This is a genomic window from Paraglaciecola sp. (assembly GCF_030730205.1).
Classification (GTDB): Bacteria; Pseudomonadota; Gammaproteobacteria; order Enterobacterales; family Alteromonadaceae; genus Paraglaciecola.
The window spans coordinates 1-15403 of the sequence record NZ_JANQVQ010000074.1; the positions used below are offsets into that span (position 1 = coordinate 1).

General features: G+C 45.0%; 11 protein-coding genes. 5 read left to right on the forward strand and 6 right to left on the reverse strand.

The features are described from left to right. The first annotated feature begins 431 nt into the window (after positions 1–431). Positions 432–818, forward strand: coding sequence for a DUF2306 domain-containing protein (locus NWQ57_RS06220; protein WP_306021272.1), 387 nt, complete (start codon positions 432–434; stop codon positions 816–818). Between the two features lie 107 nt (positions 819–925). Here the strand turns inward: NWQ57_RS06220 and NWQ57_RS06225 are convergent, their stop codons facing one another. The 3 genes from NWQ57_RS06225 to NWQ57_RS06235 all read right to left on the reverse strand — a co-directional run bounded on the left by NWQ57_RS06225 (position 926) and on the right by NWQ57_RS06235 (position 5058). Continuing rightward, complete coding sequence (locus tag NWQ57_RS06225) at positions 926–1834, reverse strand: carbon-nitrogen hydrolase (RefSeq protein WP_306021273.1); 909 nt, start codon at positions 1832–1834, stop codon at positions 926–928. After that, on the reverse strand, positions 1831–2883 hold the full coding sequence (locus NWQ57_RS06230) for an agmatine deiminase family protein (protein ID WP_306021274.1): 1053 nt from the start codon (positions 2881–2883) through the stop codon (positions 1831–1833). Before NWQ57_RS06230 ends, NWQ57_RS06225 begins: the two co-directional genes overlap by 4 nt. Before the next feature lie 144 nt (positions 2884–3027). Continuing rightward, positions 3028–5058, reverse strand: a complete 2031-nt coding sequence (locus tag NWQ57_RS06235) for a TonB-dependent receptor (RefSeq protein WP_306021275.1) — start codon at positions 5056–5058, stop codon at positions 3028–3030. A 381-nt stretch (positions 5059–5439) separates the two neighbouring features. On the opposite strand from NWQ57_RS06235, the gene NWQ57_RS06240 reads away from it, so the two are divergent. Continuing rightward, the gene (locus NWQ57_RS06240) at positions 5440–5754 is read left to right on the forward strand and encodes a hypothetical protein (protein WP_306021276.1); all 315 of its coding nucleotides are present in this window, start codon (positions 5440–5442) and stop codon (positions 5752–5754) included. Positions 5755–5831: 77 nt separating this feature from the next. Here the strand turns inward: NWQ57_RS06240 and NWQ57_RS06245 are convergent, their stop codons facing one another. The 3 genes from NWQ57_RS06245 to NWQ57_RS06255 form a co-directional block, all read right to left on the reverse strand. Beyond that, on the reverse strand, positions 5832–6236 hold the full coding sequence (locus NWQ57_RS06245; RefSeq protein WP_306021277.1) for a hypothetical protein: 405 nt from the start codon (positions 6234–6236) through the stop codon (positions 5832–5834). Next, the gene (locus NWQ57_RS06250; protein ID WP_306021278.1) at positions 6229–9156 is read right to left on the reverse strand and encodes a reprolysin-like metallopeptidase; all 2928 of its coding nucleotides are present in this window, start codon (positions 9154–9156) and stop codon (positions 6229–6231) included. The genes NWQ57_RS06245 and NWQ57_RS06250 overlap by 8 nt, the downstream gene beginning before the upstream one ends. A gap of 132 nt (positions 9157–9288) precedes the next feature. Further along, on the reverse strand, positions 9289–9924 hold the full coding sequence (locus NWQ57_RS06255; protein WP_306021279.1) for a TetR/AcrR family transcriptional regulator: 636 nt from the start codon (positions 9922–9924) through the stop codon (positions 9289–9291). A gap of 123 nt (positions 9925–10047) precedes the next feature. Between NWQ57_RS06255 and NWQ57_RS06260 the strand changes: the two genes are divergently transcribed. The 3 genes from NWQ57_RS06260 to NWQ57_RS06270 all read left to right on the forward strand — a co-directional run bounded on the left by NWQ57_RS06260 (position 10048) and on the right by NWQ57_RS06270 (position 15185). Further along, positions 10048–11205, forward strand: a complete 1158-nt coding sequence (locus tag NWQ57_RS06260; protein ID WP_306021280.1) for an efflux RND transporter periplasmic adaptor subunit — start codon at positions 10048–10050, stop codon at positions 11203–11205. Continuing rightward, complete coding sequence (locus tag NWQ57_RS06265; protein ID WP_306021281.1) at positions 11202–14336, forward strand: efflux RND transporter permease subunit; 3135 nt, start codon at positions 11202–11204, stop codon at positions 14334–14336. Before NWQ57_RS06260 ends, NWQ57_RS06265 begins: the two co-directional genes overlap by 4 nt. Positions 14337–14492: 156 nt before the next feature. Next, the gene (locus NWQ57_RS06270) at positions 14493–15185 is read left to right on the forward strand and encodes a DUF2982 domain-containing protein (protein ID WP_306021282.1); all 693 of its coding nucleotides are present in this window, start codon (positions 14493–14495) and stop codon (positions 15183–15185) included. Positions 15186–15403 lie beyond the last annotated feature (218 nt).

Genomic DNA, 15403 nt, shown 5'->3' on the forward strand with positions numbered 1-15403 from the left:
GTTCTCGTTGATGGCCCGCTATGCGTAACACTGAACACAGCTCTCTCGCCATGCAGCGTCAGTAGATACAACAAAAATTGCAATGTAAACGTGCCGATACCGTTTAATTAATTGCCCCTCGGTCTTCACAACCGAGTCATTTTCCGCGAAGTTTCACCCTGTCTGTATTGAGTGGTGAAGCAGATGTTGGTTTAGTAGGAAGGTTTCAACAGCAATTGGCTGCGCAGTGTCCACGTCTTAGGGCGCTCAGTCACAGCCTATTCAGGCTGTTATTTCACTACTGAAGACCTCGCGGTCAATGTTTAGCAACGCTGTGCGGTTTAATCAACAGGTCAACGTCGGAAAAATTAATACTTTGTTTTTAATCCGCTTTGTGGAAGTATTCGCCACACTTTTTAAAGCCTCTGTGACTCAATTCGGATACCTAAGCAATGAGCTACTTGCAACTCAGCTATTTACACTTAATCACTATCTTTCCAGCATTTATACTAGGTACGTATTTACTAATAAGCCGCAAGGGGAGTGCTCTTCATAAACAGTTAGGCAAGATATACATGTCGCTGATGTTGATTAGTGCAGTGATTACCTTATTTATGACCGCCACAATTGGGCCTTTATTTTTAGGGCACTTTGGTTACATCCACCTATTTAGTGTTTTGGTTTTGTATAGCGTACCTAGCGCATATTTTGCGGTGCGCAGCGGCAACATTAAACGTCATAAAATTAATATGATAGCTCTCTACGTAGGGGGCTTATTGATTGCGGGAAGTTTTACCTTTGCGCCAGGTCGGATGCTTCATACGTGGTTGTTTGCCTAAAAGAGCTTATAGGGATAAGCGTTTTGCACCTTAAATCGTCGCCCGGTGATCAGGTCGTTCAACGAGTATAAAAAAGGGCAGCTATGCTGCCCTAAAAAGACGAGTATTTAATCTCTCCAGCGTTTGGTTAAGTCTTCGTAAGCGTCTATGCGGCGATCACGAAAATAAGGCCAAATGCGTTTGATTTTTTCCGTGCGTGCCAAATCTACATCAACCACCAGGTTCTCTTCTTTGTCGCTGCTGGCTTGCGCCAGTATCTCGCCTTGTGGGCCAGCGATAAAGCTCTGCCCCCAAAATTGAATACCTGCATCACCTTCAATCGGCGAGGCTTCAAAGCCGGTGCGGTTAGCCACTATAACCGGCACTGAGTTAGCAACTGCATGGGCGCGCTGAATAGTTTGCCATGCGCCATGTTGACGTTCTTGTTCTTCTTTAGTATCGAGCGGATCCCAACCGATGGCGGTAGGATAAAACAGCATGTCAGCCCCTTTCATGGCCATTAATCGAGCGGCTTCTGGATACCATTGATCCCAACATACAAGAACGCCTAGTTTACCAACACTAGTTTGAATAGGTTCGAAGCCTAAATCGCCAGGGGTAAAGTAAAACTTCTCGTAAAACGCAGGATCGTCCGGAATATGCATTTTTCGGTATTTGCCTACCATGCCCTCTTTACGGTCAAACACCACGGCGGTGTTGTGATACAAACCAGATCCACGCTTTTCAAATAAAGAGGTCACTAACACAATATTTAGTTCTGCCGCCAATGCAGCAAAAAAGTCAGTGGCAGGGCCTGGGATAGGTTCAGCTAAGTCAAAAAAATCGGTATTTTCGATTTGGCAAAAATACAAGGTACTGTGCAGCTCTTGCAGCATGACAAGCTCACAACCTTGCTCTGCCAGTGCTGTTATTTGCTCTTTACTGCGTTGCCAACTTAGCTGTTTATCGTTATTGGCGACGGCTTGCTGAACTAAACCAACCCGTAAGGTGGTTTTTTTATCGGTACCTCTGCTCATAGTTGGCTTACTCCCTCATTTAAGCGACTGATAATCTCAGGTTTTAACGTGTTAACGGGCACTTGCATGCTGATGCAATGCAAACTGCCAAATTGTTGCACTAAGGGCAAACAGTTAATCGGCACAATCTTAAAATCTGGGTAAGCTTGCTGCATGATGGTCATGGCAAGCGTATCTTCAGGCTGTTGATAGACCGGACACAGCACATGTTGATTGCAAATCAGATAATTTGCGTACGAAGCGGGTAAGCGGTCCCCCTCAGCGTTGTATATTTCCGGTAAGGGTAATTCAAATACCTGATGCTGGGGGAGTGCCGCTTTGCATTCATCTACTAAGGCCGCTAAACCAGCAAAATGTCCGTCATCAGGACGATTAAATGCTGATTGAATTACAAGCCCTTGCTGTAAAGTAAAGCGCACCAAGGTATCGATGTGGCCATCCGTATCATCACCTTCTAAATGCCCATGTTCAAAAATACTGACTTTCGTTGCGCCAAGTGCTTGTTTGAAAATGTCAGTATAACGCTCGAAAGATAGATCGCCATTGCGCTTCGGATTGCTTAAACAAAATTGTGTGGACAACAAATGGCCATTGTCATCTATTTCTAATGCACCACCTTCTGCGATGAGATCCACTGAAATTAAAGGCAGCCGGCACAAAGGCGCTAACGTTGTTCGGTTCACTTCATTGTCTTTGCGCGCATCGAACTTTTGTCCCCAGCCGTTGAAGTGAAACTCTACCGCTTGCATGCCTTGTTCACTTTGACAGCTCAGAAAACCGTAGTCACGGACCCAGGTATCATTGTATTCAGTGGCAATAAGCAATACTTTGCCATCTTGGGGTAATAAGGCTTTACACGCCGCCAGTTCATGTTCTTTTACCAACAACAGCACACCAGTATTTGCGGCGTTTAACGCTGCGATAATATTGATGTAAACCTCGCGAACTGTGCTGAGCCAAGGGTGCCAATCAGTATCTGCGTCAGGCCACGCAAGTATGACTGCCTCTTGTTTTGCCCACTCTGGTAATAATCGCATTGCACTAGTCATTAAATGTTAATCCATCCAATTCAAAAAATAGGGTTTGTGTCTTTAGTATAAAGTTTTGCAATGTAAAGTGACACTGCGATCACCCTATTGGTTCAAAACAATGACGATCTCAATTAGCTTGCTCGCTTTGTGGTTATCCGCTGCTTATTCAAATAAATAGGCAAGGGATACGAAAACACTGCGCGGCTCGCCTACAAAGTAGCGATAGTTACCAAAGGCAATATCAGCCCTTTCGGCATAATATGTATTGGTTAGATTTAATAAGCGTAAGCTGAGTTTGAGTTCTGGGCTCAAGTAGGTACTCGCCCTAAGGTTAAGCAGTTCATGGCCCGCATAGGTGGCGGTGTTTTCAGGATCTAAGTAATACTTACCCATCGTTAGCCATTCTAGTTCTATTTGGGTTTGCTCCGATTGCCAGCCAAGCTGGGCACTGCCAAGTTGTTGGGGGGCGGTATCGATATCATTCCCTGCAATGTCTTCGCGACTGATGGTCATAGCTGAATCATAACGATGTTGTGCATAGGTACCCGCAGCCGCGATATACCACATAGGGCTCAATTGTTGGCGAAAAGTCAGTTCGATACCACGGTGGGAGGTACTGCCATTATTGATCACCTGTCTTTGGGTATCTTGCAAGATGACCTGGTCTTTTTCTAAATAAAATGCCCGTAAATCCACATAGGTAGTGGCAGTAACAACGCGACCTCCCACCTCGAATGACTGACTTTCTTCAATGTCTAGGTCGGCGAGCTGTTGGTCATTTTGCAAGCGAAACAGTTCACTGGTTTGCGGGACTCGATGGCCTTCATTCCATTGGCTATATAAAGTGAAATCAGCATTTAATTGGTGTTGGATCGCCACTTTATGTGACCAATTGTTGTAACTCAAGTCCTGGTCGGCAGGGCGCACAAATCGGCAGTTTGTAATCGCCTCAGCACAGACACTTCCATCGCTTAATTGGTTGTTGTAATTCATACTCGTATGCTCAAAACGTAAGCCAGCAGTAAGGTGTGTGCGTGTACTCATTTGCCAACTTAATTCAGCATAAGGCGAATAAACGCCACTATTGACCTGATACTGGTAATGCATACCTTGTGGAATTACGTCTGAAAATGGCTCGGCTTGGTACTCTGATGATTTTCCCCAAGTTTGGTCCCAATCAAAACCACTGAGTAGGCTAACGTGATCATACTGTTGAATAAATTGGCTGTGCAAGCCAACACTGTTATGAGAATTATCCTCTAAGGCTTGCCAGGGCAGGTAATGCTGTAAAAAGGCCATTTGATTACCACGAATATAGGGCGTGATGCTAAATTGGCTGTTGCTGTCTCCTTCATAGGTCCACCGACTATATGCTCTTAAAGAACGTGCATTCCTAAATGCTTCGGGGTTGTCATTTATGCGTCGAAGACTTGGGTCTTTATAAACCTCAAACCCTTCAACAAAACCGGCAGTTTGCTGATTTAAATTACTCAGGGCGAGAACAGACTTCACTTGCCATTTTTCAAACTGACTTTGCTGGACCACATTTACTTTTTGTTGCTCATAGCCGCTGTCGTTCTGGTAGCCTCCATCTGTTGTGGCATTTCCATATACGAGCCACGCCTGATGATTGTTTTGGGTGCCCAGCTTAAACTTACCGCGGTAGTAATCGTGGGGACCTACTTCAAGGGATAGTAAATTAGCTGTGGTGTTAAAGGCATCAGGGCTGATGACATTGATCACGCCATGAACGGCATTACTGCCGTATAGCGCACTGTTTGAACCAAGGACCACTTCAATCTGAGCTGCTTGTTCGCTATTGACATCGAATAATTGATTGGCGTTACAAAAGCCTGGAGCACGCAAAGCAATACCATCCTCAGCCATAAAAAAAGCACCACAGCTTCCGGATCCTGTTAGTACCGGAGAGCGCAGGGCGGTCAGATGTTCTTGGCCATTACCGCGACTTATCCAAGCGCCGGCAACTCTAGCAAGCGCCTGTTGAATATGCTGTGGTTCAAGCAGGGCTAATTCATTTTCATCTAGCCACGCGATATTACCACTGAGTTGACCGAGCGTTTGGCTTTGCCGATTGGCTGTAACTGTAATGGTATCGATGTTTTGAGTTTCTGCTACGGCGGGAGGAAGGATCCCGGCGCAAGCGACTAACATCAGCAATGGATTGATTTTCATGTCGGTTAATTACGGCCAGTAACAAAAACGCGATCATACACAAGGCGCAGGCTTTACCCAATAAGCATTCACAACATGATGTTACTGCTTGTTAATGGCCCACTAATCAACAGCCGCAAACGACTGGTTTAGCGCTGGTTTACAGAATAGTTCGAAATATAAACAAGCAAAATTAGATTGATTACTTATAGGGCCTTTCTAAAACAGCTTGCGTTTCAAACGCTTAGCGCCTTCACAAAACTGCAACTTATTGTTTTACATGGTTTTTACTGATTTAGCACAATAAAAATACAGAAAGTTTGAGCAAACTACGTCATTACTATATTGCGGTTCAGCCCTTAAGGCGCCGTAAATGAATGTCATTAATCTGGAGATGCGACGATGAAAAAACTGGTATTTATGGTATTTGCGTTAAGTGCGTTTGCAGCTAATGCAGGGATGAAAGGGTCTGAAGGTTATAAATTTGCAGGTGAAATCGCCTACGCAGATTTTTGTAAAGCAGTCGTGACCGATGACCTCAATTTACTGAAGCGAACTATCCGCAGTAAAGTGGGTGAAATTGCCCACTCAAGTAACCATGTATTGCGCAAGCTCATGTCAGAGGATGGTATGAAATGTAACAATACTGACTTACTTGAATTTTCAAAACAGCGTGAGGCAAAAGATGTTCAAGCATTCCTCAGTAGGGCTTTATAGTTTGCTCATGCCTCCTTATAAAATAGCCTGTCGAGCAGGCTATTTTTTTCTACCTACATTAGGGTAGTAATGCTGCCTTATTTATCTTGCTGTAAACAAGCAGGCAGCAGCGTTTTATTATAAATTAAGGCATAAGCAAATTGCTCTTGGCGCAGCGTTAGCTCGCTTTGATTCAACACTACATCCCCACTGTTTTGCATAAATATTAATCCGCACTGTTGTTCTATTAGGCTTAACTCATCGCGTTGTAAATCAATGCCTGGCAGTGTTGTGCCTTTGTTGCGTAAGGCAAGTAAGCGAAAATCTTGTCGCTTGATTGCTAACAGTGCGTCTGCTTTGGCCTCAGATTGAGTTTGCTGTTTGCGATTTTGCGAAGAATTTATGCTTACCTCATCGCCCTTCGGCGAAACAGAGCTTTGCTCACAAGCAGTAAGCCCTAAGCACAATAATACCGCTGCTACATCTATTCGCCCTTTACACACTAGATTTAACCTGCCTTGATATTCTAAAAAATACCACACTGCTCAGTAAAGCAAGTAGCTGCCAATGCACGCTACCGCCACCGCTGCTGGATGTCGGTGTAATTGGAGTGGTCACTGGCAGAGGCGTAACGGTAACAGTTAGGTTGGCACTACTGCTTAATTCACCATCACTGATGGTGTAGTTGATACTTTCCGTGCCAGAAAACCCATTCGCCGCTTGATAACTGATTTGCTGATTACTGATACTTACCACGCCTTGACCACTGTAGCTAATATTTGTGATTATCAGAGGGGCATCCTCGATGTCAGTGTCATTTGCCAGCACATCAATCAAACTCGCCGTTGAATTTTGACTAACACTGACACTGTCGTTCTGCGCCACTGGTGCATCATTTACCGGCGTAACATTGATGCTCAGTGCAAAGTTTGCACTACTCGCGCTTCCATCACTCACGCTCACCGGAACGGTCAATTCTCCGTTAAAGTTAAGATCAGGAATAAGCGAATTTCCATTTAAAGAATAGTTATTCCCGTTATTGACGGTCAAGCTGAAATCAGAGGGAAAGTTGGAATCTGGGTCGGATACCACGATATTGCTCAGACTTAACACGACGGCTGTATCTTCAGCGGTGCTAATACTCGATTGAGCCACTATTTCGGGCGCGTCATTCACTGGGATAACGGTTAACAGCAAAGCAAAGACTTCACTGTTACTACTACCATCATTGACAGTAAGGGGAACAGTGAGTTGTCCATTAAAGTCAGGATCTGGTATCACTTGATTATCAACTAAAGAATAATCATTCCCGTTTTGTAAACTGAGGCTGAAGTCATCAGGATAAACAGAATCCGTATCTTCAACACTCAGATCGGCAAGGCTTATCGTGCGACTTTCATCTTCATTTACGCTGAGGGCGTTTTGCCCTACCACAATTGGCGGTGAATTCGCTTCTACTGCGCTAATACTTAGATTGGCATTATTAACGGTGTAAAACACATTATCACTGCACTTAAGCATTAGCCTTGCACTGTTAGTTGATACATTAGGCACGGTAATTATTTGCTCGCCGCTGTTAGCCACCTCTACCGCAAGGGGGATATCAAAGTCACTACTGCTGCTGGTCCTCATTAAGATATCTACTGAAGTACAGCTAAAAGGGCTTAGGTGAGTGTCAGCAACATTCCAACGTAAGGTTTGCTGCGATAAGCCAAGCCAGGATTCACCAATATCGGGGGAGGTGATGGCAAAACGTTGTGAGTTGTTCACCACATTTACCGTTACATCACTGCTGTTCACACCGCCTTTATTGTCTTTCACAGTAAGACGTAGGGTGAGAGTGCGATCAGTGCTTGGGTAGACTTCACCGGTGACCAATTGGTTATTCACCACGCTATTTAATTGCGGAAAGTAACGAGCAGAGCTCGTTGAATCAGGAAAAGAGCGAAATAAGGGATTGGCGCCATTGTCGGTGCGCATTGCTGTGCCATTAACTGTGCCACCATCCGCCCCGCCAGGGTTGACTTGGTCCCAATTAAAAAGCAGCGCATCGTTGTCGTCGTCAGATGCTTGGGCATCAAGCATAAAAGGGGTATTTGCCGGTATAGTGTAACTGCTTGGCCCCGTTGTAATTTGTGGGATAGCATTGTCTTGTGTCACAACAGTTCCACAGGAACGCCCGTTAAAGCCGTCCACATAATCTCGAATTTCTTCGATAGAGCCTCCGTGAAAATACGGGTCGGTGTCATTTTGGATATTTTGACCGCTACACAATCCCGCGTAAGACATGATGGTAGACCCACTGCCAGGTTCAAAAGCACTTTGGTCAGCACGTTGGCTTGCGTCACAGTTACTTTGATCTAGGGCATTAAACGTGTGCCTGGCGCCTAATTGATGGCCCATCTCATGAATAACTAAGTCAATATAAAAGCGTTCACCAGTGGGGTTATTAGAGCCCGTTGTGCCCCACGCTTTAAAGCTACTTTTGCACACCACACCTATTCCAGCCAAGCCACCACCAGTGGTGGTGAGTAAATGGCCAATGTCATAGTTACTTGAGCCAATTAAATTGTCGAGGGTGGTTTGGTTACTTTCAATATCACTAGCGGCGTTATTATTGGTATAAGGGTCGGTACTTGCATTGGTAAAAATTACCGCTTCGCTGTCGACTAATTCAAACTGCACAGCCAAATCGGTAAGTAAAATTTGGTTAATTCGATTCACTAAAATCATCGATTCGGCCACCACATTAGCGACACTACCGCCAAACTTTTGGGTGTATTCACCTGTGGCACTGATGGCTAGTCGGTAGGTGCGAATTTGGTCGCCGGTTGGCGCGGCTTTTTGCGCTAGTTCGGGGGCATCATTGGTTTGCTCAAGGCTTAAAAAGTCAGCACCCTTTTGAGCCAGTTCGCTGGCAGATTCATCAATGGCGTCCTTGTAGGCATACACCATATAGTCGTCAGTTGAGCTTTTTAATTGGGGCGATAGCAACAGCCACTCATTATCAACCCGGTAAAAGCCAAAAAAACCTTGTGGACTGAGACTGAAGCGGCCGTAATTATTCGCATTGTCGACTTGCTGGCCGCTATAAGTCATTAGCTCGGGGTATTTATTGGCCAAAGTCGTAGACAAAATAGGCGAGGGGCTTAATGAAAATTCGACCGATTCGCCATTGGGTAAAGGGACAGACAAGGTATGACTTTTATTGAGACTGGTGCGCATCTGCGTCAAGTTTTCGCGATTAATAGTAAGATAGCGAGCGTTACGTGCGGTGGCTCGTAACTCAGAAACGTGATGATCGATTTGACGATTGTTAGCCGATTGATCATGCCAAAGGGTATTCTGTGCGGTGGCTAACTGGCTCGAACACAAGGCGTAAATTGATAAAAAAGTAGCAATAGGCTGGGTTAATCTCATCATAAACTCATTTTAATTTGCCAAAACACTGTTTATTTATACTTGGCACAAGGTGAAATGTATTACATGTTCGCTTTACACCCGGTTAATATGAGTGTTGCTGCATGTGTTTGGCTGTTAAAAGCTCAATAAGTTTCACTGCATCAGCCTTTTTATAAAATCTTGCAATGCGGCGATGGCTTCCTCAACATGTTGCTGCTGCTGTTCTTGATTAAGCGCAAAATCCAGTCCCAAAACGCTTTTGGTATGAAACTCGCCTTTTAATGCGTTAAAAAATACCAGTGCACTTTGCATGGCTTGTGATTCAGTAAGTGCGCCTTGGTGAAAACGTAAAAAGCATTGGGCTAACATTGTCATATTGTGTTGAGGGCCCGCTTGATAAAATAATTCAGCGGCTCGTGGGTTGCTGCTCACTTCACCGATGACAATGCGATATAATGCAATCACTTGACTGTCGTGTAATAAGCGAATGATTTGCAAGCCAATTTGTTGCAAGATGTCTTCAAAACGTCCGCTTTCATGTTTTAGCTGTTGACTATCTAATTGATAATATTTGCACTTGGCATTAATCACGGCCGTAAACAGGGCCTCTTTATTGCTAAAGTGAGAATATACCGTTTGTTTTGACACCGCTGAGTGTTTGGCTACCATGTCCATGGAACAGCCGCTAAATCCCTGCTCTAAAAATAGCTCACCCGCAGCCACTAAAATCTGCTTACGTTTTTGGACACTTTTAGGGCGTCCAGCCTTACCGACAACAAGCTCTGTCAAAATCTTCTCCATCTGCTTAAAAAACTTCTTCGCAGTTTTATGATTAATCTGTATTCTATTATCAAACTAGACGGTCTAGTATTTATTTTGCTTTTAATATACTTGCTTTGACATGAGAATTTTATGAATTCGTTTTCCAGCACACCACTTAAGACCAGTAAATTGGTTTTTTTACTCATCGTTAGCGCGTTTTTTATCGCACTGATTATTCTCTTATGGTTCTCAGGTAGAGGCCAGGTTGCGGTAATGCCAAGCTCATATTCCGTGCCTGTGGTAGATGTTATGTCAATCCCTCTCACGCAACAATACTCAGAACGTCGAATTGCGGTGGGTCAGGTTGAGGCAAATCAGCTTTCAGCCTTGGGTTTTGATCGTGGCGGTAAACTTGTGCAAGCCTTAGTGGATGAGGGGCAAAGAGTTGAAGTCGGCCAGTTAATGGCCCAATTAGACAATAAACGAATGGAAGTCAATCTAAGTGAAATCAATGCCACTTTGGCCAGAGTGGAGGCAGATTTACGCCTAGCGAAGTTGTCTGAAAATCGAGTAGCAGACTTGGTCAGTAAGAAGTTGGAGTCTAGCCAGCGGCTCGACGAAGTACGTGAAGCAACAGCCGCAGCATCGGCTTTGGTGAAAGAAGTGCAAGCACGTAAATCGACGGTAAAACTAGAGCTAGATAAAACCCGCTTGTATGCCCCTTTTACTGGTGTTGTTATCAGCCGTGTTGCAGACATTGGCACGGTGGTCAATGCCAGTCAGCCAGTTTTTATGCTCCAGCAAGAAAACCAATTACAGGTTCGCTTTGCGTTGCCAAGCACTGATGTCCAGGACTATTCCATTGGGCAAAATGTCGAATTATTTTGGGGGGACGTAACATTGCAGGCCCAAGTTAAAGCGATTGGGTCTCAACGTCACTCACGTACCCGAACTGTTGATGTGTTGTTTACGCTACAAAACGAACACCGGCTATTAAAGGGTGATTTAGTAAGCTTGATACAGCAAAGGCAGGTTAAACAACGTGGCAGTTGGGTACCCAGAACCGCTTTAATCAGCGGTGTTCGAGGCCTATGGAGTCTTTTTGTGGTAGAGACTAATGCTCAGGGCCTCAGCGTGTTGGTGTCAAAGCTGGTGGAAGTGCATTACACCGATGAGCAAAAAGCCTATGTTAGCGGCGCGCTAACTCAGCCTGCCCAGGTTGTTGTTGATGGTGTGCACAAATTGGTGCCTGGTCAACAGGTTCAGATCCAAAATTTCATGCAGCAAAGCCATGAGGCTGCGTTATGAGTGTGCCAAAAACCACACCTTGGTACAGCTTGTTTTATCGCAATAAACATTTATTAGTGCTGAGTATTTTGGTGTTGTTAGTGGCAGGTTTGTCTGCCGTTATGAATTTACCACGTTTAGAAGATCCGCGCATCGATACGCGTAACGCCTTAGTCATTACGGCTTATCCAGGGGCTTCCGCAGAACGCGTTGAAGCCTTGGTAACTGATGTCATTGAAGATGAACTGCGTCAGCTTTTTGAAATCCATGAGATCAAATCCACGTCGCGAGCGGGTATTTCAATTATTGTTCTAGAACTACAGGCATGGGTTGACAACTCGTCAAATGAGCAGATTTTTTCAAAAATACGCCAGGCGCTAAGCGACGCCCAAAAAGCGTTTCCGGCAGGGGTATCAGAGCCAGTTTTAGATGAGCGCCGCGGTGCTACCTCATTTACCTTGTTGTTGGGGTTGAAACCTGCGGCAGACCTTGCACCATCAATGACGATTGTCAGTCGTATGGCTGATGAACTCGCCGATCGTCTACGTAATGTTAGTGGCACTGAGTTAGTCAGGACCTATGGCGAATTAAATGAAGAAATTAAGGTCATGATCGATCCCCATGAATTACATGCTGCCGGTTTGACTATAGCGCAGGCTAGCAACGCGGTAAGTCATGCCGATCCTAAGGTGCCCGCAGGAGTGTTGCGGGGCAGTGTGCAAGATGTGCGCTTACAAATTGCCGATGAACTCGACAGCGTTGAAAGAATAAGGCAGCTTCCACTTAAGGCAAATCCACAGGGAGGGTTGTTACGTGTGGGAGATATAGCCACCGTAGAGCGCGGATGGCGTACCCCAGTTGACGACATTGGCCTCGTCAATGGCGAAAAAGTGGTGTTTGTCGCGGTGCGCATGCAAACCACCGTAAGGGTGGATACATGGACGAAAAATGCCAAGGCAGCAGTCGATGAGTTTAATCAACAATTTGGCGCAACGGTGGGCGCAGATATCGTTTTTGAACAAAACATCTATACCGATGCCCGCTTGTCGCAATTAGTGCAAAACTTGCTGATGGGCTGTGTGGTAGTGATGGTCGTGGTGTTATTTTTTATGGGCGCACGCGCTTCTTGGATCGTCGGCTTATCGTTGCCATTGTGTGCCAGTTTTGTGCTGTTTTCATTGAGTTTTTTTGACGAACAAATTCATCAGATGTCTATTTTTGGGATCATCATCGCTATCGGCTTACTGATTGACAATGCCATTGTTATTACCGATGAGATCCGAGCAAAATTGGCCCATAACAATGTGTCGCGGCTTGAAGCCTTAGTCAGCAGCATTCGCCATTTGTTTGTTCCCTTATTGGCTTCTACACTGACTACCATTTTGGGTTTTATGCCTATTTTTCTCTTGCCTGGCAATATCGGAGATTTTATCGGCTCTATTGCTATTAGCGTAGTCATGGCGTTGCTAGGCTCGCTATTTATTTCATTGACTATTATTGCCGCGCTGGCAGCCAGACTGTTACCCAAAGGAAAAGTCAGCACAAGTAGCCATTGGTACCACCAAGGCGCGCAATTGCCTCATGTAAGCCAACGTTTTAGACAAATTTTAGAAAAAGCCCTAAGACGTCCTTTACTAGGGATTAGTCTTAGCACCCTGATTGCGGTATCAGGCTTTGTTTTAGCAAGCCAGCTGGGCAACGTGTTTTTTCCTAGCGCTGATCGTGATCAGTTTGAAGTGTATTTGTGGATGCCTGAGGGCACGGCCATTGAACAAACCGAAAAGCTGGCCTTGCAAGCTGATGAATTTATCAGACGTCAAAGCGGGGTACGGCAAGTCACGTGGTTGGTGGGTGGCTCAAGCCCATCTGTGTATTACAACCAAGTGATGAATCGTGATAATTCTCCCCACTTTGCCAATGCGGTCGTGACGGTTGAGAGTGTTGGGCGCGCTAAAAGGTTAATAGGCGAATTGCAACACTTATTGGACGAGCAGTTTACAGAGGTGAAATTTGTGGTGCGGGCCTTTGGCCAAGGCCCTCCCATCAGCGCGCCGGTGGGCTTTAAAATTCTAGGGCCAGATCTTGATATGCTTAATCAACTAGGCGAGCAAGTCCGTTTTGCGATGTCTCAGGTCCCGGGTATCAGTCAAACTATCGCCTCTATTACCCTCGGTGAGTCTGAATTAGTGCTTGATACTAATCGAGATACCAGCCAACTTGCTGGTTTGTCTCTAGTCAATATCGCTGAGCAGTTACAACTGGCCCTTGATGGTACACTTGGTGGCTCAATTTTAGAGGGCACCGAAGAAGTGCCTATCCGGATTAGAGTTGCTCAGCAGCACCGTAATACAGTGTCTGCTATTCAAGCCCTGCCTCTGTATCAAGGTAATCAAGCAGAGTCTGAGACATATGCACGTTTGACCGTCGCCGCTTTGGGGGAGTTTACCTTACGCCCCAGTGTTGCTGGAATAACGCGCTTAAATGGAGTTCGAGTCAATAATGTTGAAGCGTTTCTACTGCCAGGCGCCACTGCAATTGATGTAAGTCGCAAGGTGCAACAAAAACTTGTTGAATTAAATTTCACCTTACCTAAGGGCTACGAATTTAAATTGGCGGGTGATGCCGATAAACAAAAAGAGGCCTTAGGGCAGTTAGCGACCTATGCTCCTGTTCTTCTTGTATTGATGATAACAACGTTAATTCTGTCCTTCAGTAGCGTGCGTTTAGCATTGTTAATTGGCGTCGTGGCGGTGTTGTCAGTTGGTTTAGGTATGCTAAGTCTTTGGCTGTCTGGTTTACCGCTGGGGTTTAATCCGCTTTTAGCTTGTGCAGGTTTGATTGGTGTGGCCATTAATGGTTCAATTGTAGTGATTGCCGCGATCAATGCTAATCCCCTTGCTAAAGCGGGCAATGTGCAGCACATTGTGCAAGAAGTGATGGGCTGTAGTCGGCATATTCTATCAACGACAGTTACCACAGTGGGTGGCTTTGTTCCTTTATTATTGTTTAGTGACGGGACGTTTTGGCCGCCTTTAGCGGTGGTGTTGGCTGGCGGGGTAGGGTTTTCTATTATATTGTCACTCATTTTCACACCACTTGTGGTGGCAGTGATGTACCGAGCAAAGCAAACCAAGATGCCACTTGCTGCGTAACCCTTACTGATAGGTTAGCTAGGCCTAATGTTAGACAAACATAAACATAAAAAACCGTGGTGGCAGACAGACTGTAGATACTGTCAACGCTGGCGCATGGTCATCCTGTGGGGCATTATTATGTACTTTGTATTTACCTACTTTTGGCTGTAAACAATGCAAGAGCTAATAGAAATTCGCCGTGCAGCTAAACGCAATGTGTTCACGACCACAATAATCGGTGTGTTTGGTTTGTTGGTCGCTAGCCAGTTGCTTATTTGGTTGCCCAAGAGCGCCTATTTAATTGGTATATTGTTAACCAGTTTTTCTATTGTTACTTTACTGGTCGCTTTTTTTAAATTTCGCGAACCCTTGCACAGTTTTGTTTTATCACGAAAAACGTTGTACTTTCAGCATAAAAGTGGGCGATGGCAACTAGACTGGAATAATGTACAGCGCATGGGCGTGCCCCGTGTTGCTAAAGGTTTAGACTACCAAGAGTTGTCTATGGTGGGTATTAAACTGAAGTCTTATCAGCCGTTTCTAGCCCATATCTCTCCTCGTTTGATAACCCATATTTTGATGGAACAGCGACCATTGCTGCTTTACGGTCAAGACCGTGAGCAATGCAATACAGGCAACTGCTACGGGGCCGATTTATTAGAGGATGATTATTTCAAAGACGCCGAAGGTAACACTTACAAAGGTATTCAAGCGATGTTGGCTAATCGGATGCAAAAGTTACGCATGCGTTTGGGTTTTGATATTTTTATCGCGGCAGGTGAGTTAGATCGCAGTGAACATGAATTTGTTAAACTGCTCAAACAATGTCAGCAACATGTTTTGGTAGACCAAACAAGCCATATCTGAGCGCATTAGTTGGGTAACATAATGGGCTTTGCATACACCTTATTAAACACGGCTAAGTCATAGGTTACGCAACAAGTTACCACCTCAGAGCGAATTAACTTAGTATGGTTAGCAGAGCTAAGATGGCTATCCTGTGGTTATGTAAGTGAATTCAATCAAGGGTTTGCGGCCATCCATAAGCAAAATCCTTTAACTTGGAATAAAGTGAACTATACAAA